Genomic DNA, 17,992 nt, shown 5'->3' on the forward strand with positions numbered 1-17,992 from the left:
CCCATCGGGTTGCATGGGGGCATGACCAACGCAGACCGCGCAGAGCTCAGGGCTTCGGCCGATTCCGTACTGGCCCGACTCGTCGGTGACATCTCCGGCACCGCCCGGCTGCGCGAGGACCAGTGGCGGGCCATCGAGGCGCTCGTCGCGGACAGGCGCAGAGCGCTGGTCGTCCAGCGGACCGGGTGGGGCAAGTCCGCCGTGTACTTCGTCGCGACCTCACTGCTCCGCGCCCGGGGCAGCGGGCCGACCGTCATCGTCTCGCCGCTGCTGGCACTGATGCGCAACCAGGTCACGGCGGCGGCCAGGGCCGGCATCAGCGCGCGCACGATCAATTCGTCCAACACGGAGGAGTGGGACACCATCCAGGCCGAAGTGGCCGCCGGTGAGGTCGATGTGCTGCTGGTCAGCCCCGAGCGGCTGAACAATCCGGATTTCCGTGACCAGGTGCTGCCCCGGCTCGCCGCGGCGACCGGGCTGCTCGTCGTCGACGAGGCGCACTGCATCTCCGACTGGGGCCACGACTTCCGCCCCGATTACCGGCGTCTGCGCACGATGCTCGCCGATCTGCCCGCCGGCGTCCCGGTGCTCGCGACCACCGCCACGGCGAACGCCCGCGTGACCGCCGACGTGGCGGAGCAGCTGGGCACCGGCGCCGGTACGGACGCGCTCGTCCTGCGGGGTCCGCTGGATCGCGAGAGCCTGAGCCTCGGCGTGCTGCGATTGCCCAACGCCGCGCACCGGCTGGCATGGCTCGGTGACCATCTCAAGGAGCTCCCGGGCTCGGGGATCATCTACACCCTGACGGTGGCCGCCGCCGAAGAGGTCACCACCTACCTCCGCCAGTGCGGACACACCGTGGCGTCGTACACCGGCCGTACGGAGAACGCCGAGCGGCAGCAGGCGGAGGACGATCTGCTGGCCAACCGGGTCAAGGCGCTGGTGGCGACCTCCGCGCTCGGCATGGGCTTCGACAAGCCCGATCTCGGCTTCGTCGTACACCTGGGGTCGCCCTCCTCCCCCATCGCCTACTACCAGCAGGTGGGCCGCGCGGGCCGTGGTGTCGAGCATGCCGAGGTGCTGCTCCTGCCGGGCAAGGAGGACGAAGCCATCTGGCAGTACTTCGCGTCGGTCGCCTTCCCGCCGGAGGAGCAGGTCCGGCGCACCATCGACGCGCTCGCTCAGGCCGGCCGGCCGCTGTCGTTGCCCGCTCTGGAGCCCCTGGTCGACCTGCGGCGCACACGGCTGGAGACCATGCTCAAGGTGCTCGACGTCGACGGGGCGGTCCGGCGGGTGAAGGGGGGCTGGACCGCGACGGGTGAGCCCTGGGTCTACGACGCCGAGCGCTATGCCTGGGTGGCCCGGCAGCGGGCGGCCGAGCAGCAGGCGATGCGTGACTACGCGACGACGGACGGCTGCCGGATGGAGTTCCTGCGCCGTCAGCTGGACGACGAGGACGCGACCGCGTGCGGGCGCTGCGACAACTGTGCCGGCGCGCGGTTCGACGAGGGGGTCTCCGACGCCGCGCTGGACACCGCGAAGGGTGAGCTCGGCAGGCCGGGTGTGGAGGTGGAGCCGCGCAAGATGTGGCCGACCGGTCTCGCGGCGGTCGGTGTCGATCTCAAGGGCCGGATTCCGGCGGGAGAGGCTTCCGGGACGGGCCGGGCGCTGGGCCGGCTCTCCGACATCGGGTGGGGCAACAGGCTGCGTCCGATGCTGGCGGCGCAGGCGTCCGACGGTCCGGTGCCGGACGATGTGGCCGCCGCGGTGGTGACCGTGCTGGCCGACTGGGCCCGGGGGCCGGGTGGCTGGGCGCCGGGTGCCGTCGATGCGGTGCCGCGGCCGGTCGGCGTCGTCACCGTGGCCTCGCAGCGCAGACCGCAGCTCATCGAATCCCTCGGCAGGCACATCGCCGAGGTGGGACGGATGCCGCTGCTGGGACGCGTCGGCCATGCTCCGGGCGCCGAGGACGTCCGGATCTCGCAGACCAACAGCGCCCAGCGGGTCCGGGCCCTGCACGAGAGGCTGGTCGTGGAACCCGAGCTCGCCGAGGCCCTCGCGTCGGCAGGCGGGCCCGTGCTGCTGGTGGACGATCTGTCGGACACGGGCTGGACGCTCGCCGTGGCGGCCAGGCTGTTGCGGCGGGCCGGGGCGCAGGCGGTGTTTCCGCTGGTCCTCGCCGTTCAGGCGTGACAGGGGGCGTCAGCCGGGGCCGGACTGGGCAGGTATATCCGTGTCATTCCGGCTGATTACCGTCAGCCTCGTCAATTGCTCGTTGCCGCCTGCCGATACGCCAGGAAGAATTGGACTCGCTCCCCGCACGGTCCTTTCGCGGGCCCGAAAGGGCTGTGCCGCGGCGCGCCCTCACCCGACCCTGCCCGCATCGTGGGCGCGTATGCGAAGGGAGGACCGTGACCTTCGGATTCGCTCCGTCCGCAGCCACTTCGATGTCGACAGCCGCCGACTCCGCCAACCGCCTGGCCAGAACGCTCGAACCGGCCGAGTGGGCGGCGGCGGGCATACCACTGCTGCGCAGCCCGCGTGAGGTGGTCAGCGGGCTGCACGCCAGGCACCGGCCGACACCGGCCACCGCCGTGGTCGCCGTGCTGGACCACGAGGAGCGCCTGACGGCCAGCGCCTCGTTCGCCCGTCGCTCGGTGACGGCGGACGGCTGGGAATTCCGGAACTCGCTGCTGGCGCACCTGCGCCGGGTCATCCCGCACGATCTGCGCCGCCGCACTCCCGTCCGCACCGCGGTGCTGCTCTACTGCCGTGAGGGGGACGAGCGTTGGACGGAGGAGGACGGGGCGTGGATGTGGGGGCTGCGCGACGCCTGCACGCTGCACGGCCTGCGGTGCGGCGCGTACATCACGCTGACCCGTGGCGGCTGGCAGGTGCTGGGCGAGGGCCGGGGCGGCCGTCGCCCGAATTCCACCTCGCAGCCCTCCGCACTCGCCGACACCGCGCTGGACCTCGATCAGGTTCCGTCGCGTACCGGCGGCGGTGCGGCGCAGGCACTGCACCGCTCCGCCGCTCGCTGAGCATGCCCCGGACCCGGCCGCCCTCGCGGGCAGCCGGGTCACCGCAGGCCGGGCAGCCGGTCACCAGGGACCGGTTTGCGCTGCGGCTCAGACACCCGCGCCGAGCGCGGTGTTGATCCGCTGCGGGTCGCCGCAGACGATCAGCAGCGCGCCGGCATGCTCGCGGGCCGCGGTCAGCGCACGCGTGGCCACGTCGTCGACCGGGCCGTTGACCGCGACGATCACCACGGGCCGGGGCTTGACCCGGTCCGCGGCGGCGGCAGCGGCGAAGAAGACGTCGTCGCCCGCCTCGAGCTGGGCCCAGTAGGCGGCCTCGCCGAAGGACAGTTCGTGCGTCGCCCACGGGTGCTGGCCACCCGTGGTCAGCACCAGGATGTCGCCGGGCGCGCGGCCCGAGTCGAGCAGCAGGTCCACTGCCTCGTCGGCGGCGTCGAGTGCGCCGTCGGCCGATGCCGGGATCACCTGGAGCTGCGGTGCGGAACGATTCTCCGGCCGCGCCGCCTGGGGACGGCCGGAGGTGGAGTGCTGGCGCTGCGCCGGGGGCGCAGGCCGCGGGCCGGGACCCGGACGACCGGGGCGCGGCATGGCCGCTGTACGCGGCCCGGGTACGGGACGAGGGGTCGACGCGGCGCGGCCGGTGGCCGGAGTGGCGCGGGGACCCTGGGCGCTCTCGTGAATCTGAGGCTCCTCGGGGATGAGAGGCATGGGTGGTTGTCTATCAAACGCCGACGCGTCGGGCATCGGCGGGTGGGCACATATGCGCGATCAGAAGTCGAAGCCGAGCTGGCCCCCGCTTTCCAGTGCGGCCGCCTCGGCGGAGAAACGGATCTTCTTCAGGTGCTGCCACCTGGGCAGCGCGTCGAGATAGGACCACGAGAGACGGTGGTGGGCGGTGGGCCCACGTTCCTCGAGTGCGGCCCTGTGCACGGGGGACGGGTAACCGGCATTGGCGTCGAACGCGAATTCCGCGTACTCACCGGTCTCCGCCCCGAGTTCGGCCATCATGGCGTCCCGGCGGACCTTTGCGATCACCGAGGCCGCCGCCACCGCCACGCAGGACTGGTCGCCCTTGATGACCGTGCGGACCTGCCAGGGGCTGCCCAGGTAGTCGTGCTTGCCGTCCAGGATCACCGCGTCGGGGCGGACCGGCAGCGCCTCCAGGGCGCGCACGGCGGCGAGCCGGAGCGCGGCGGTCATCCCGAGTTCGTCGATCTCCTGCGGCGAGGCGTCGCCGAGCCCGTACGCGGTGACCCAGCTCTCCAGCAGCGGCGCGAGTTCCGCGCGGCGCTTCGGGCTGATCAGCTTGGAGTCGGTGAGTCCGGCGGGAGGCCTGCGAAGCCCGGTGACCGCTGCGCACACGGTGACGGGCCCCGCCCACGCTCCGCGTCCGACCTCGTCGACACCGGCGACGGTCTTGGCACCGGTGGTGGCGCGCAGTGAGCGCTCGACGGTGTGCGTGGGTGGTTCGTACGGCATGGCGTCTGTCAGCGTACGCCGAAGGGAACGCCAGGAACACCCCGGGGCGCCCCTCGGCCGCCCGCGCCGGCGTCGTGGGCGCCCGTGACGCCGGTGCGGGCCGCTTCAGACGGCAGAGGGCGCCCTCAGGGGGCGTCGGAGCGGAAGAAGGGGACCGCGACCTGGTCGATCAGCGCCTCGATCTCCTCGTCGTCCCACTCGCTGCCGCACACCTTGGTGCGGTACATCATCATCGCGGGGATGACGTCGAAGGCCAGTTCCCGAAGGGCGCCGGCGCGCACCTCGCCGCGTTCGACCCCCCGGCTCACCACTTCCCTGATGAGATCGGTCGAGGGCCGGATCACGCCGTTGAGGATCACCGACTGGAAGCGTTCCGCCGCACCTACGTCGCATTCGTGAATGACCGAGCGCAGGGCGGAGCCCGACGTGGAGAGCATCGCGTCGCGCATGGCGCGGCACAGTTGGTAGAGATCGTCGCGAAGGTTTCCCGAGTCGGGCGCCCGGCCCAGCGCCGGCAACGCGCTGCGCAGCGCCTCGGCGACCAGCTCCTCCTTGGAGGACCAACGGCGGTAGATCGCGGCCTTGCCCGTCTGCGCACCGGCGGCGACCCCTTCCATCGTCAGCCCGTTCCAGCCGACCGTACTGAGCGCTTCCAGCGCCGCTTCGAGGATCGCGCGTTCCAACACGGACCCCCGGCGGCGAAGGGACACCACCGGTTGCCGGGCGGCGGCAGCCGATCGCGAAGTAGCCATGTGCTTCTCTCCATCGAAGAGGTGGGGTTCGCCCCTGCGAACCTGCCGGGGTCGGAAGTCCACAGGTACTGAGGGGCGGCGGGCGGCACGGAACCGAGCGGTTCCCGGCCGGGACGACGGCTCCGGGCGGAACCGGCAAGGAATGACCGAGTGAACGCTTGCGTTCACTGGGGGGACTTATTAACGTTGACGGCACAGTGAACGGAACCGTTCACTAACTCGCTTGTGGGGGATCTTCAGTGACCACCTCTCAGTTAGACGTACGAAGCTCGCCGGGCGCGGCACGCCGGCAGGGCCGACCGGGGATCGCCCTGGCCGTCATCGCCGCCTCCCAGTTGATGGTTGTGCTCGACTCCACAATCGTCAACATCGCACTCCCGCACGTCCAGGAAGCCCTGCGTTTCTCGACCACGGATCTGTCCTGGGTCCTCAGCGCCTACACGCTCACCTTCGGCGGCCTGCTACTGCTCGGCGGCCGAGCCGGGGACATCCTCGGCCGCCGCCGCGTGTTCATGGCCGGCATCCTGATCTTCACCCTCGCCTCGCTCCTGGGTGGATTCGCCCAGGAGCCCTGGCAGTTGCTCACCGCCCGCGCGCTCCAGGGCATCGGCGGCGCCATCGCCTCACCGACCTCGCTCGCGCTGATCACCACCACCTTCCCCGAAGGCCCCGAACGCAACCGCGCCTTCGGTGTCTTCGCCGCGGTCTCCGCGGGCGGCGGCGCGATCGGCCTGCTGGCGGGCGGGATGCTCACCGAATGGCTCGACTGGCGCTGGGTCTTCTTCGTCAACGTGCCGATCGGTGTTCTGGTCGCCGTCCTGGCTCCGATGTACATCAACGAGTCCGAGAGGCATCCGGGCCGCTTCGACATATCCGGTGCTCTGACCTCGACGCTCGGCATGGCCTCGCTGGTGTACGGGTTCATCCGGGCGTCCGAGGAGGGCTGGCGGGACTCGCTCACCCTGGCGTCGTTCGGTGCCGCGGTGATTCTGCTCGCCGCCTTCGTACTCGTCGAGATGAAGGCCAAGGAGCCGATCACGCCCCTGCGGATGTTCGCCGACCGCAACCGCTCGGGTACGTACGTCATCATGCTCAGCCTGGCCGCCGCCATGTTCGGCATGTTCTTCTTCATCGTGCTGTTCGTGCAGAACGTCCTGGCCTACAGCCCCATCGAGTCCGGCCTGGCCTTCCTGCCGGTGACCGTCGCGATCATCATGGGAGCGGGGCTCTCCCAGCGGTTCCTTCCGATACTGGGGCCGAAGCCGTTCATGGTCACGGGTTCGGCGCTCGCCGGCATCGGAGTGTTCTGGCTCACGTTCATCTCCTCCGACAGCTCCTACCCGGCCGGGGTCCTCGGCCCGATGCTCGTGTTCGGCTTCGGCATGGGGCTGAACTTCGTGACGCTCACCCTGACGGCGGTCTCCGGAGTCGCGCAGCACGAGGCCGGTGCCGCCTCCAGCCTGCTCAACGCCAGCCAGCAGGTGGGCGGTTCGCTGGGCCTGTCCATTCTGGTCACGGTCTTCGGCTCGGCCAGCCGCTCGGAGGCCGAGAAGCAGGTGCCGAAGTTCCTGGCGCAGGCCTCGCCCGAGCAGAAGGCGCAGTTCGCCAAGGTGCGGGAACTGCCCGGGAGCTGGGGCCATGCGGTGCTCGCCGAGGGCATATCGACCGCGTTCCTCGCGGCGGTGGCCATGGCAGCCCTCGCCCTGCTGACCGCGCTGCTGGTCATCCGGGTACGCAGGCGCGACCTGGACGCGCTGAGCGGCAAGGCCGCCGCCGGCGGGCCGGCAGCCTAGAACCTGTCATCAAATTCCCGTCGTTCGCCCGGAGGGCGGGCCGCGCGGCGTCAGGTGCTTCCCCAAGTTCTCGGCTTCGCTCGGAACAGGGGAGACCCCACTCCTCGGCGTGCCGGGCCCAGACCCTCGTACTGGATGTACTTGGGTCTGGGCCCGGTGCGGCAAGAGTGCGTGCATGGCGCCGCCCGGCAGACGGGAATGTGACGACAGGGCCCAGCGTGCGGCCGTCACGCGGACGCGATGCCGACTGCGGGCCGTCCCCGTGAGGAAGGCCCGCACATGCGGCGTTCCCCGCACGGCCGGCGTTCCCCGCATGTGCGGTGTTGCCGCGCGAAAAGCCGGTGACGCGGGGAAGGCCGGTGACGCGAGGCGCGTACGGGACGGATCAGTACGGGTCGTAGGGGTCGTCCGCCCCGCTGCCGTGTTCGTCGCCGTTGTTGCCCGATCCGCTGCCGCGTTCGTCGCCGTTGTCGCCCGATCCCAGGCCCCGGCATTCGAGTGCGCGGTAGCCGGGGTCCCAGTCGCCGAGGATGTCCCGGGCCCGCTTCTCCCCCCAGCTCGTCGCATACCAGGGCTCGTCCGAGACCCGCAGTGCCCGCTGGATGTCCGCCAGCGCACAGGAGCGCAGGGGTTCCGGCAGGGTGGCGAGGGCGGGTACGGCATCGGCCGACAGACCCTTGAGGTAATCGATGTCGATCGAGTGATCGTTGCGGTAGCGCTGGACGTTCTGTTCGGCGATCAGACCGTCGGGCGAGGCCAGCCCGAAGGCCAGTACGCCGACGGCCGCGCTCGCCGCGACGGCGCGCGGCAGCAGCCTGGGGCCGAACACCCCGGCCGCCATGATCAGTACGAGGACCACGCCGAGCCACAGTTCCACCGCGGCCACCGAGATGCGCAGCCGGGTCAGGCCGTACGCGTCGACGTAGAGATCCATGCGCCGCAGGGCGGAGGCCACCACGACCAGCGTGAGCAGGCACAGGGTGCCGAGCACTCCGCGTACGAGCTTGCGGTCGCGGGCACCGCCGCGAGGGGCCCAGCGCAGGGCGAGTGCGATGACCCCGAGCGTGAGCACCGTGGCCCAGAGCAGCTGCCAGAAGCCCTGACGGGCGTACTCGGAGTAGCTGAGGTCCGTCTCGGCCATCACCTTGTCGTATCCGCCGAGCAGCACCGTGAGCTGAATGGCGAGGAAGGCGGCGAAGAGCAGGTTCAGGACGACCAGCGGCAGGGCCCATTCCAGCCGTCCGCGGGCCTTGCCCGGACGTACGGTCGCCCTGTCCCAGCGGACCGGGGCGGCGGCGGTGTACGCGGCGGCGAGGGCGCCGACGAGGCCGAGCGCGCCCAGGAAGATCCGCCACGGGCTGTCGCCGACCGACACATCGGGGGTCAGGTTGCCGAGGAGGTCGGCGAAGGCCGCGTCGGCGCTCGCGAAGAGCGCGCCGAAGACGATGAGCAGTACGACGGCCACGGCCGCGGACCGGAAGACGACGCCGAAACGGCCCCGGGACCCCGACATGCGCTCGCGCACACCCCGGACGCCCCAGCCCACCGATGCGAAGACGGAGGTGAACAGGCCCAACGAGCCGAGGAACACGCCGAGCCAGCTGCGGCTGCCGTGCAGCGCCAGCGAGCCGAGCGCCAGAGCGGACACGAGAGCGAGGAACGTCGGCCATCCCGCGTCCCGGAGCGCTGGGACGACCAGCAGCGCCAGTCCGCTGATCCCCCACACGGCGCTCCAGGGGCGCAGCCGGCGGCCGGCCGCCCGCGCGGCGATGTACGCCCCGGTCGCCGCGGGCAGCGCGACGATGAGCACGTTCAGACCGATGCCGTCACCCAGCAGAACCGTGCTGAGCAGTGCGGTGGCGAGGACCGCCCAGAGGGTGCCGGTGTGGACGGGGCCCGGCTCCGCCGTGCGCAGGCGCGAGACCGCCGAGGGCTGCGGCTTGCCCCACGGGTTGGTCGGGCGGGGCTGTCCGGGCCGTCGCTGCGCGTAGGCCGGGATCTTCGGCGGCTCCGGGACGGCGCCCTGCCCCGTGTCGTGTGCCGCGGGGCCCGCCGCTGCCGGTGCCGCGGCGGGCGCGGGTATCCGCCCGTCCGTCTGCTCGGCCTCTGTCGCGGATGTCTCGGAGGCCTTTGCGGGCTCCCCGCCTTCCGGCGACGCCGGCCCGGACGCGTCCGGCGTGGGCCGGGGCGCTGCGGATGCGGCCGGTGCAGGCTAGGGCCGAGCTGGATCTGATGGTTTTTCGGACACGAAACCCCTCCCCACCGGGGTCCGCTCACGCGAGCCCTGGGCGGCGCGCGGCCCCCCGGCGTCTCATTCGGTGCGCACCCGTCGTCATGATCACCGAGGGCGGCGTGGCCGAAAGAGTAGCCCCGTGTCACGACTGTCAGTTGTGCGAGGCCCTGCTGTGGCAGGACCGTGACAGTCGGGGCGGGCGTGCGGCTACCGCGTCGACCAGTGCGGCAGCTCTTCCGTCTGCGCCGTCCAGTCCTCCGGCGGAGCCCCCGCGGGGCTCGCCGCGACCACTCCACCGACGATCGCGCAGGTGGTGTCGACGTCGCCGCCGGCCTGCGCGGTCACCCAGAAGGCCTGCTCGAAGTCACCGAGGCTGCGTGCAGCCGACCACAGGGCGAACGGGACGGTGTCGTGCGCGCTGGTACGGCGCCCGTTGCCGAGGACCGCCGCCACGGTGCCCGCGTCCTCGTAGTCCAGCATGTCGCGGGCGCGCCGCAGCCCGGCGCCGACCGCGCTGCGCGGGACGAGCGCGACGACACCGTCCAGCAGGTCCGCCGGGGCGGGAGGCCCGGCCGGCGAGGCCGCGAGCGCGGCGGCCGCCGCCACGGCCATCGCACCCACGACGGCTTCCCGGTGCTGGTGCGTGGTGTACGAGGAGATCTCGGCCTGGTGCGTGGCCTGCTCGGGGTCGTCCGCGTACCAGGCGCCGAGCGGCGCGATGCGCATCGACGAGCCGTTGCCCCACGAGCCCTGGCCACTGAACAGCGAGGAGGCCAGCTCCCGCCAGTCCCCGCCCTCGCGCACGAGGCGGAGCAGCCGGTTCACGGCGGGGCCGTACCCCCGGTCGAAATCGTGGTGCTCCGCGAAAGAGTGGGCGAGGGCGTCCTGGTCGATACGGCCGTGGTCGCGGAGCACGGCCAGGACGGAACAGGCCATTTCCGTGTCGTCGGTCCACTGCCACGGCCCGGGGGGCAGGGCGCGGTCCTTGAGGAGCGGATAGTTGGCGGGCACGAAGAACTGGGAGCCCAGGGCGTCTCCCACGGACAGGCCGCGAAGGCTGGCGAGGGCGCGTTCGACGCGCTGGTCGGAAGCGGATTCGGTCATCGTTTCCACTCTATCCGGTGATGCCGTACGGCTCAGGGGTACGCCAGCGCACGAAGGGCCGGTCGAGCGTGTACCGCCCGTCCTGGCCGAGCACCAGCGTCCGCGATTCCCCGTTTCCGGGGTTGGAAAGCGATTCGAATTCGGCCACGGACCAGTGGAACCAGCGCATGCAGAACAGCCGCATGGTCAGTCCGTGCGTGACCAGCAGGACGTTCGGCGGGTGGTCGGGGGCCTCGAAGCTGCGGTGCAGGCTCTCCAGAAACGCGCCGACCCGGTCGTACACGTCCGCCCCGGACTCGCCCTGCGCGAAGCGGTAGAAGAAGTGCCCGTAGGCGTCCCGGTAGGCCTTCTGCAGCCTGACGTCGTCGCGGTCCTGCCAGTTGCCCCAGTCCTGTTCGCGCAGCCGCGGCTCCTCGCGGACCCGTACGCGCCCGGCGTCCAGGCCGAGGGCGGCGAACGTCTCGTGGGTGCGCCGGTAGGGGGAGACGTACACGCTGACGCGCTCCGGGCCGAACAGCTCGCGCAGCCGCACCCCCGTCTCGCGGGCCTGCCGGACCCCCGCGGGGGTGAGTCCCAGCGCGTGGTCGGGTTCGCGCTCGTACACGGTGTCGTCGGCGTTGCCCTCGGACTCCCCGTGCCGGACAAGAACGATGCGTTGCGGTCGTGCCATGCATCGACCCTAGATCGAGTTGCCACCGTTCGAGCAGTTGTCCGGAAATCGTCGGTGCATGTCGCCGCTGCTACCCCGCTCCCCCGGCCGTCACACCGTCCAGGACGGTTCGAGTTGCACCACGTCTCCGGCGAGCGCGGCCACGTCCTGTTCGGTCTCCGCGCGCTGCGAGAGCCGGTCCACGCTGCCCGGCCGGTACTTACCGCGCTCGGCACTGGACTGCCACATCGACAGGACCAGGAACTCGTGTCCCGGCGCCTCGCCGAATATGCCCCGCAGCATCCCCGGCGATCCCGCCATCGCCGGGTTCCACACCCTCTGCTGCATGAGCGCGAAGTGCTCGACCCGGTCCTCGTGCACCCGGCTGTGGGCCACCCTGAGCACGTCCGCGTCCGTGAAGCGGGGTTCGAACCCGGTCTTCACGTCGAAGCGGTACTCGAAGAGCTTGACCTGGATGTCGTTGCACGTACCGGCCTGCGCGGCCGCCAGGGCGTCGTGGCCGCGTGCCATGAACGAGTCGTAGAAGACCCGGTTCTCCCAGAACGCGAAGACGTGCGCCACCTCGGGCCGGCCACGGCTCCAGCCGCCGCCCTGCCCCCTGAACCCCGGCTCACCCAGCAGCCCCGCCCATTTCCGCTGCCCCCGTTCGAAACCTCGACGGTCCGTCACACTGCAGCGAATCCACTTGACCAGCACGGCGCCATCGTACGGCCGCAGGGCGTGGCGTGGGTCACGCTCCGGGCCAGTCCGCCCGAACCGGCCTTCTCTCGACGGATCGTGGCCCGTTTCAGCCGCTCGTATCCAAGCCGGTTGGTTCCGCGGTCAGTTGCGGAGATGATCGGAGGATGGAACCGGAGCGACGCCCCGGCGCGCAGGAGGGAAGTCCGTTGAGCACTCCCAAGAAGGACCTCGAAAAGGTCGAGGTGAGGATCAAGTGGGACCCCAGCGACCAGGGCGACGCCCCCAACGACCTCGACATCATCGCGGCGACGTACCCGGCGGACGAGCCGTACGGCAGCCCCGCGTACCTCGTGCACTTCGACAGCCGGGCGCCCGACGGCACCATCACGCTGAACCGCGACAGCAGGACGGGGCAGGGGCTGGGCTACGACGAGGCGATGACGCTGGAACTGGACCGGCTCTCCGACGACTACGGCCGGGTCGTCGTCGGCGTCGCGATCCAGCAGCGCGACGGCCGCAAGACGTTCGGCGCCATAGAGAACACCCGAGTGCAGATCCGCGAGGGCTACACGACGCTGGCCGAGGACGACTTCTCCGCGGTGGGCACCGCCACGGCGGCCGTCGTGGCCGAATTCGTACGGGACGCCGCCGGTGGCTGGCGCTTCCACGAGACGGTACGGGGCTTCGACGGTGACCCGGACTCGTTCGCCGCGGCGATGGGGGGCCGCACCTTCGGCGCCTGACACCGGGAACGGCGAACGGGTGCGGGCAGGTCTTCCGAGAAGACCTGCCCGCACCCGCTGTCATGTCACCCGTGGTGTCTCAGGACACCGGGGCCACCGGTCAGCTGCAGCCGCTGGTCGAGCCGCAGCCCTCGCAGATGTAGCAGGAACCCGCGCGCTGCATCTTCGTACCGCAGGAGAAGCAGAGCGGCGCGTCCGCGCTGATGCCGAGCTGCATCTCGACGAGCTCCGCCGAGGTGTGCGCCGTCCTCGGTTCGGCCTTCTCGGTCTCCTGGACCGGGGCGACCGCCTTCAGCGGTTCCGTCCGCACCGGGGCGGACTGGGCCAGGGTCTCGGCCTCCAGCTGCTCCTCCTCGAACGTCGGCTCGTAGGAACCGGTGTCGAGGTGGCGCTGACGCTCCTCGGCGGAGTGGATGCCGAGGGCCGAGCGGGTCTCGAAGGGCAGGAAGTCCAGCGCCAGGCGGCGGAAGATGTAGTCGACGATCGACTGCGCCATCCGCACGTCCGGGTCGTCCGTCATACCGGCCGGCTCGAAGCGCATGTTGGTGAACTTCGAGACGTAAGTCTCCAGCGGGACGCCGTACTGCAGGCCGACCGAGACGGCGATGGAGAAGGCGTCCATCATGCCCGCGAGGGTCGAGCCCTGCTTGGACATCTTCAGGAAGACCTCGCCCAGACCGTCGTCCGGGTAGGAGTTGGCGGTCATGTAGCCCTCGGCGCCGCCCACCGTGAACGAGGTGGTGATGCCGGGCCGGCCCTTGGGCAGACGCTTGCGGACGGGGCGGTACTCGACGACCTTCTCGACCGCGGTACGGATGGTGTCCTCGGCCTTGGCGGTGACCGCCTCCTTCTCCTTCTCCTTGGTCTTCGCGGAGAGGGGCTGGCCGACCTTGCAGTTGTCGCGGTAGATCGCGAGCGCCTTGACGCCCATCTTCCACGCCTCGAAGTAGACCTCCTCGACGTCCTCGACGGTGGCCGTCTCCGGCAGGTTCACCGTCTTGGAGAGCGCGCCGGAGATCCACGGCTGGATGGCCGCCATCATGCGCACGTGGCCCATCGCGGAGATGGAACGCTCGCCCATCGCGCAGTCGAAGACCTCGTAGTGCTCGGCCTTCAGTCCGGGGGCGTCGATCACATTGCCGTGCTCGGCGATGTGGGCGACGACCGCCTCGATCTGCTCCTCCTGGTAACCCAGGCGGCGCAGGGCCTGCGGGACGGTGCCGTTGACGATCTGCATCGAGCCGCCGCCGACCAGCTTCTTGAACTTGACCAGGGCGAGGTCGGGTTCGAGGCCGGTGGTGTCGCAGGACATGGCGAGACCGATGGTGCCGGTGGGAGCGATGACCGACGCCTGCGCGTTACGGAAACCGTTCTTCGCGCCGAGCCGGATCACGTCCTGCCAGGCCTCGGTCGCGGCGGCCCAGACCGGGTTGTCCAGGTCGTCGGCGTGCACGGCCACGGCGTTGGCGTCGGCGTGCTGCTTCATGACGCGCTGGTGCGGCTCGGCGTTGCGGGCGTAGCCCTCGTACGGGCCGACGACGGCGGCGAGCTCGGCGGAGCGCCTGTACGAGGTGCCGGTCATCAGCGAGGTGATGGCGCCGGCCAGCGCGCGGCCGCCGTCGCTGTCGTACGCGTGGCCGGTCGCCATCAGCAGGGCGCCGAGGTTGGCGTAGCCGATGCCGAGCTGGCGGAAGGCGCGGGTGTTCTCGCCGATCTTCTCGGTCGGGAAGTCGGCGAAGCAGATGGAGATGTCCATCGCGGTGATGACCAGCTCGACGACCTTGGCGAAGCGCTCGGACTCGAAGGACTGGTTGCCCTTGCCGTCGTCCTTGAGGAACTTCATCAGGTTGAGCGAGGCGAGGTTGCACGAGGTGTTGTCCAGGTGCATGTACTCGCTGCACGGGTTCGAGCCGTTGATGCGGCCCGACTCGGGGCAGGTGTGCCAGTGGTTGATCGTGTCGTCGTACTGGATGCCCGGGTCGGCGCAGGCCCAGGCGGCCTCGGCCATCTTGCGGAAGAGGGACTTGGCCTCGACCTCTTCGATGACGTCGCCGGTCATCCGGGCGCGCAGCCCGAACTTCCCCCCGGACTCGACGGCCTTCATGAACTCGTCGTTCACCCGGACCGAGTTGTTGGCGTTCTGGTACTGGACGGACGTGATGTCGTCGCCGCCCAGGTCCATGTCGAAGCCCGCGTCGCGCAGGGCGCGGATCTTCTCCTCCTCCTTCACCTTGGTCTCGATGAAGTTCTCGATGTCGGGGTGGTCGACGTCGAGGATGACCATCTTGGCCGCACGGCGGGTGGCGCCACCGGACTTGATCGTTCCGGCGGAGGCGTCGGCGCCCCGCATGAAGGAGACGGGACCGGAGGCGTTGCCGCCGGAGGAGAGGAGTTCCTTGGAGGAACGGATACGGGAGAGGTTCAGGCCGGCGCCGGAGCCGCCCTTGAAGATCATGCCCTCTTCCTTGTACCAGTCGAGGATCGACTCCATGGAGTCGTCGACGGCCAGGATGAAGCAGGCGGAGACCTGCTGCGGCTGGGGCGTGCCGACGTTGAACCACACCGGCGAGTTGAAGCTGAAGATCTGGTGCAGGAGGGCGTACGCCAGCTCGTGCTCGAAGATCTCCGCGTCGGCGGGGGAGGCGAAGTAGTGGTAGTCCTCGCCGGCCTTCCGGTACGTCTTGACGATCCGGTCGATCAGCTGCCGCAGACCGGTCTCACGCTGCGGGGTGCCGACGGCGCCCCGGAAGTACTTGCTGGTGACGATGTTGACCGCGTTCACCGACCAGAAGTCGGGGAACTCGACGCCACGCTGCTCGAAGTTGATCGAGCCGTCGCGCCAGTTGGTCATGACGACGTCACGGCGCTCCCAGGACACCTCGTCGTACGGATGCACGCCGGGGGTGGTGTGGATGCGCTCGATGCGCAGGCCCTGCTTGGACGCAGTCGACTTGGTCCCCTTGGTGCGGGAACCTCGTGCCGGGCCGCTCGCCGTCTCTGTCATGCCGCCTCCCATATGTGGGCAAAAACGCCCTGAAGTGCCGAGAACTTCCCCGGGCACAGTGTGTGTCTGATGCTTCGGCCGCCGTACTCGTCATACGTCGCCCGGAGCAAGGTCCAGGTGCCGGCCCGCACCCGATCCCCGGATCGGCGCGGCCGGCGGCTGCCGCTCAGTCGGCGGCGACGGCGGGAACGGGGACCTCCAGGGTCTCGCCGCTCCCGCTTCCTTCCGCGGAGGGCCGCCGCTCACGGAGTTCCGTGATGGCGGCCTCGAAGTCTTCGAGGCTGTCGAACGCCCGGTACACGGACGCGAACCGCAGGTAGGCGACGAGGTCGAGTTCCTGCAGGGGACCGAGGATGGCCAGGCCCACGTCGTGCGTGGTCAGCTCGGCGCTGCCGGTCGCGCGCACCGCCTCCTCGACCCGCTGGCCGAGTTTGGCGAGGGCGTCCTCGGTCACGGGCCGCCCCTGGCACGCCTTGCGCACCCCGGAGATGACCTTGGTGCGGCTGAAGGGCTCGGTCACGCCGCTGCGCTTGACCACCATGAGCGAACAGGTCTCCACCGTCGTGAAACGGCGGGAGCAGTCGGGGCACTGGCGGCGCCGGCGGATCGAGGTCCCGTCGTCGGTGGTGCGACTGTCGACGACCCGGCTGTCGGGGTGCCTGCAGAAGGGGCAGTGCATGGCTCCCAACCCTCCTTCACAGCACGACTGAATAGCCTCTTCAGGCCCGGTGAGGGGCCCTCGAAGCGGTCTCAAGCATAGGCGATGACCGCACCCCCGATTCACGGGGACCACAACTTCTGGGCGGCTGGAACAATCCAACCACTAGATCTTGGGTTTGGCCGCGCATTTGGCCCTGGAGCGTGTCGCACCGGAAGGGCGGCCGGAAGGCAGCGTACGGCCGACCAAGAGGGTACGGGAAGCGCCCGGACGGCGGACGACCGGGCGGCCACCCCCGCGCGCGGCCGGCGCGGCACGGAACGTTACGGTCGAGGGGTCGCCGCCGCCGGTCGCCCGGCTCTCACGGCGTTACGCGCATACGCAGCCTCATACACCCAGCAGTGAACCCCGGGCAGACTTTCATTCGTTTTTCACTCGAACGTGTGTTTGGCGCAACCTTTCGAAAGCTACTACCGTTGTCCAGCTAGGGAGACCATTCGAGAGGGGCCGCCGACGTGACCACCACCGCAGACAGTGCCATCATCACTGCCCAGGACCGCTCCCAGAGCCGACTCGAGCCGGTGCATGCCATGAATGACTCAGTCACGAACACGGAGGGGCCGGAGCCCGGGCGTCCAGCGCGCTCGCTCCCCGGACGACCTCCCGGAATCCGGGCGGACAGCTCGGGGCTCACGGACCGGCAGCGGCGCGTGATCGAGGTCATCCGGGATTCCGTGCAGCGGCGAGGATATCCGCCGTCGATGCGGGAGATCGGTCAGGCGGTGGGCCTTTCCAGCACCTCCTCCGTGGCGCATCAGCTGATGGCTCTGGAGCGCAAGGGCTTCCTGCGCCGCGACCCGCACCGCCCCCGCGCGTACGAGGTACGCGGCTCGGACCAGCCGAGCACGCAGCCGACGGACACCACCGGGAAGCCCGCCGCCTCCTACGTGCCGCTGGTGGGCCGGATCGCGGCCGGTGGACCGATCCTCGCCGAGGAGTCCGTCGAGGACGTCTTCCCGCTCCCCCGCCAGCTGGTCGGTGACGGGGAGCTCTTCGTGCTGAAGGTCGTCGGCGACTCGATGATCGAAGCCGCGATCTGTGACGGCGACTGGGTCACCGTGCGACGCCAGCCCGTCGCGGAGAACGGCGACATCGTGGCCGCCATGCTGGACGGCGAGGCCACGGTGAAGCGCTTCAAGCGGGAGGACGGCCACGTCTGGCTCCTCCCCCACAACGCCGCGTACCAGCCGATCCCCGGCGACGAGGCGACCATCCTCGGCAAGGTCGTCGCGGTGCTGCGCCGGGTCTGAGACCCGCGCTCCACGCTCCACGAGCGGGCCCCGGAGACCGGCTTCGCGCCGGCGCCGGGGCCCGCTTTCCGTATGCGCCGGGGGCCCGCTTTTCGTATGCGACGAGGCCCGCTTTTAGTATGCGACGAGGCCCGCTGCTCGTATCCGGCGGCGGGCGGGGCTGTGACGACAGGGCCTAAGTGGCCTTAGCCTTGATCCGCCGAGGCGGTTTGAGGATGTTCTCCTGCCCGGTTGTTGAGTTGGTTCTGTGTGGGTGGCTGAGTGTGGGCAGGTGGTATCTGCTGGTTTGCCCAGCTTTTCCACGTTCTTCGGTTCCGGTTGGGCCCTGGTGGGCGGGGTGGGCAGGGGCTGTCGTGTCAGCCGGGTGGGTCGTGGACGGTGTCGAAGAGGTGTGTCCAGGCTTGCTGCCAGGGCCAGTTGTGGGGCAGGTGCAGGGTGATGCGTCGGGCTGAGCGGGCGATGCGGGCCGGGACGTGGATCAGGTGGGTGCGGAGGGTGGCGGTGGTGGCCTTGGCGTGGAACGCGGA

At 70.5% G+C, this 17,992-nt stretch carries 15 protein-coding genes; 5 read left to right on the forward strand and 10 right to left on the reverse strand.

What is annotated here, in order from left to right; genetic code table 11:
• The first annotated feature begins 21 nt into the window (after positions 1-21).
• Together E6P78_RS21675 and E6P78_RS21680 are read left to right on the forward strand one after the other, a co-directional pair.
• Positions 22-2,193 (forward strand): RecQ family ATP-dependent DNA helicase, encoded by a 2,172-nt coding sequence (locus E6P78_RS21675; RefSeq protein ID WP_136205293.1) that lies wholly within the window; start codon positions 22-24, stop codon positions 2,191-2,193.
• 218 nt (positions 2,194-2,411) lie between these two features.
• Entirely contained in the window at positions 2,412-3,041 is a 630-nt protein-coding gene (locus E6P78_RS21680; RefSeq protein ID WP_136205294.1) for a hypothetical protein, read from the forward strand.
• An 87-nt stretch (positions 3,042-3,128) separates the two neighbouring features.
• Here the strand turns inward: E6P78_RS21680 and E6P78_RS21685 are convergent, their stop codons facing one another.
• The 3 genes from E6P78_RS21685 to E6P78_RS21695 all read right to left on the reverse strand — a co-directional run bounded on the left by E6P78_RS21685 (position 3,129) and on the right by E6P78_RS21695 (position 5,269).
• A complete protein-coding gene (locus E6P78_RS21685) occupies positions 3,129-3,746 on the reverse strand; it encodes a hypothetical protein (RefSeq protein WP_168712673.1) in 618 nt (205 codons plus the stop codon).
• Between the two features lie 60 nt (positions 3,747-3,806).
• Positions 3,807-4,517 carry a ribonuclease HII gene (locus tag E6P78_RS21690; RefSeq protein ID WP_136205296.1) on the reverse strand — a complete coding sequence of 237 codons (711 nt, stop codon included), beginning with the start codon at positions 4,515-4,517 and terminating at the stop codon, positions 3,807-3,809.
• 125 nt (positions 4,518-4,642) lie between these two features.
• Entirely contained in the window at positions 4,643-5,269 is a 627-nt protein-coding gene (locus E6P78_RS21695; protein ID WP_136205297.1) for a TetR/AcrR family transcriptional regulator, read from the reverse strand.
• Positions 5,270-5,508: 239 nt separating this feature from the next.
• Here E6P78_RS21695 and E6P78_RS21700 point away from each other — a divergent pair, with 239 nt between their 5' ends.
• Positions 5,509-7,062 carry an MFS transporter gene (locus E6P78_RS21700; RefSeq protein WP_136205298.1) on the forward strand — a complete coding sequence of 518 codons (1,554 nt, stop codon included), beginning with the start codon at positions 5,509-5,511 and terminating at the stop codon, positions 7,060-7,062.
• Between the two features lie 385 nt (positions 7,063-7,447).
• Here E6P78_RS21700 and E6P78_RS21710 read toward each other — a convergent pair whose 3' ends face one another.
• From E6P78_RS21710 to E6P78_RS21725, 4 genes are all read right to left on the reverse strand, one after another.
• Complete coding sequence (locus E6P78_RS21710) at positions 7,448-8,977, reverse strand: DUF4173 domain-containing protein (RefSeq protein WP_136205299.1); 1,530 nt, start codon at positions 8,975-8,977, stop codon at positions 7,448-7,450.
• Between the two features lie 525 nt (positions 8,978-9,502).
• On the reverse strand, positions 9,503-10,399 hold the full coding sequence (locus tag E6P78_RS21715; RefSeq protein WP_136205300.1) for an ADP-ribosylglycohydrolase family protein: 897 nt from the start codon (positions 10,397-10,399) through the stop codon (positions 9,503-9,505).
• Positions 10,400-10,409: 10 nt separating this feature from the next.
• Positions 10,410-11,069: a histidine phosphatase family protein gene (locus tag E6P78_RS21720; RefSeq protein ID WP_136205301.1), complete on the reverse strand. Its 660-nt coding sequence runs from the start codon at positions 11,067-11,069 to the stop codon at positions 10,410-10,412.
• A gap of 90 nt (positions 11,070-11,159) precedes the next feature.
• A complete protein-coding gene (locus E6P78_RS21725) occupies positions 11,160-11,765 on the reverse strand; it encodes a YdbC family protein (RefSeq protein ID WP_136205302.1) in 606 nt (201 codons plus the stop codon).
• 191 nt (positions 11,766-11,956) lie between these two features.
• On the opposite strand from E6P78_RS21725, the gene E6P78_RS21730 reads away from it, so the two are divergent.
• A complete protein-coding gene (locus E6P78_RS21730) occupies positions 11,957-12,493 on the forward strand; it encodes a TerD family protein (protein ID WP_136205303.1) in 537 nt (178 codons plus the stop codon).
• Between the two features lie 100 nt (positions 12,494-12,593).
• Here the strand turns inward: E6P78_RS21730 and E6P78_RS21735 are convergent, their stop codons facing one another.
• Entirely contained in the window at positions 12,594-15,497 is a 2,904-nt protein-coding gene (locus E6P78_RS21735; protein WP_136205304.1) for a vitamin B12-dependent ribonucleotide reductase, read from the reverse strand.
• Positions 15,498-15,663: 166 nt separating this feature from the next.
• Positions 15,664-16,176, reverse strand: coding sequence for a transcriptional regulator NrdR (gene nrdR / locus E6P78_RS21740; protein ID WP_136205305.1), 513 nt, complete (start codon positions 16,174-16,176; stop codon positions 15,664-15,666).
• Between the two features lie 494 nt (positions 16,177-16,670).
• Between nrdR and lexA the strand changes: the two genes are divergently transcribed.
• On the forward strand, positions 16,671-17,465 hold the full coding sequence (lexA, locus tag E6P78_RS21745) for a transcriptional repressor LexA (protein ID WP_026171816.1): 795 nt from the start codon (positions 16,671-16,673) through the stop codon (positions 17,463-17,465).
• 356 nt (positions 17,466-17,821) lie between these two features.
• Here the strand turns inward: lexA and E6P78_RS21750 are convergent.
• Positions 17,822-17,992 (reverse strand): transposase (locus tag E6P78_RS21750; protein ID WP_206307871.1); only part of this gene is annotated, 171 nt, incomplete at its 5' end.

The sequence above is a fragment of the Streptomyces sp. A0958 genome (genome assembly GCF_004795035.1).
GTDB lineage: Bacteria > Actinomycetota > Actinomycetes > Streptomycetales > Streptomycetaceae > Streptomyces.

Excerpts from the sequence above, each read along its gene's own strand:
- E6P78_RS21720 (WP_136205301.1), bottom strand. The coding sequence starts at position 11,069 with ATGGCACGACCGCAACGCATCGTTCTTGTCCGGCACGGGGAGTCCGAG.
- E6P78_RS21735 (WP_136205304.1), bottom strand. The coding sequence starts at position 15,497 with ATGACAGAGACGGCGAGCGGCCCGGCACGAGGTTCCCGCACCAAGGGG.
- E6P78_RS21690 (WP_136205296.1), bottom strand. The coding sequence starts at position 4,517 with ATGCCGTACGAACCACCCACGCACACCGTCGAGCGCTCACTGCGCGCC.
- E6P78_RS21675 (WP_136205293.1), top strand. The coding sequence starts at position 22 with ATGACCAACGCAGACCGCGCAGAGCTCAGGGCTTCGGCCGATTCCGTA.
- nrdR (WP_136205305.1), bottom strand. The coding sequence starts at position 16,176 with ATGCACTGCCCCTTCTGCAGGCACCCCGACAGCCGGGTCGTCGACAGT.
- E6P78_RS21695 (WP_136205297.1), bottom strand. The coding sequence starts at position 5,269 with ATGGCTACTTCGCGATCGGCTGCCGCCGCCCGGCAACCGGTGGTGTCC.
- E6P78_RS21715 (WP_136205300.1), bottom strand. The coding sequence starts at position 10,399 with ATGACCGAATCCGCTTCCGACCAGCGCGTCGAACGCGCCCTCGCCAGC.
- E6P78_RS21685 (WP_168712673.1), bottom strand. The coding sequence starts at position 3,746 with ATGCCTCTCATCCCCGAGGAGCCTCAGATTCACGAGAGCGCCCAGGGT.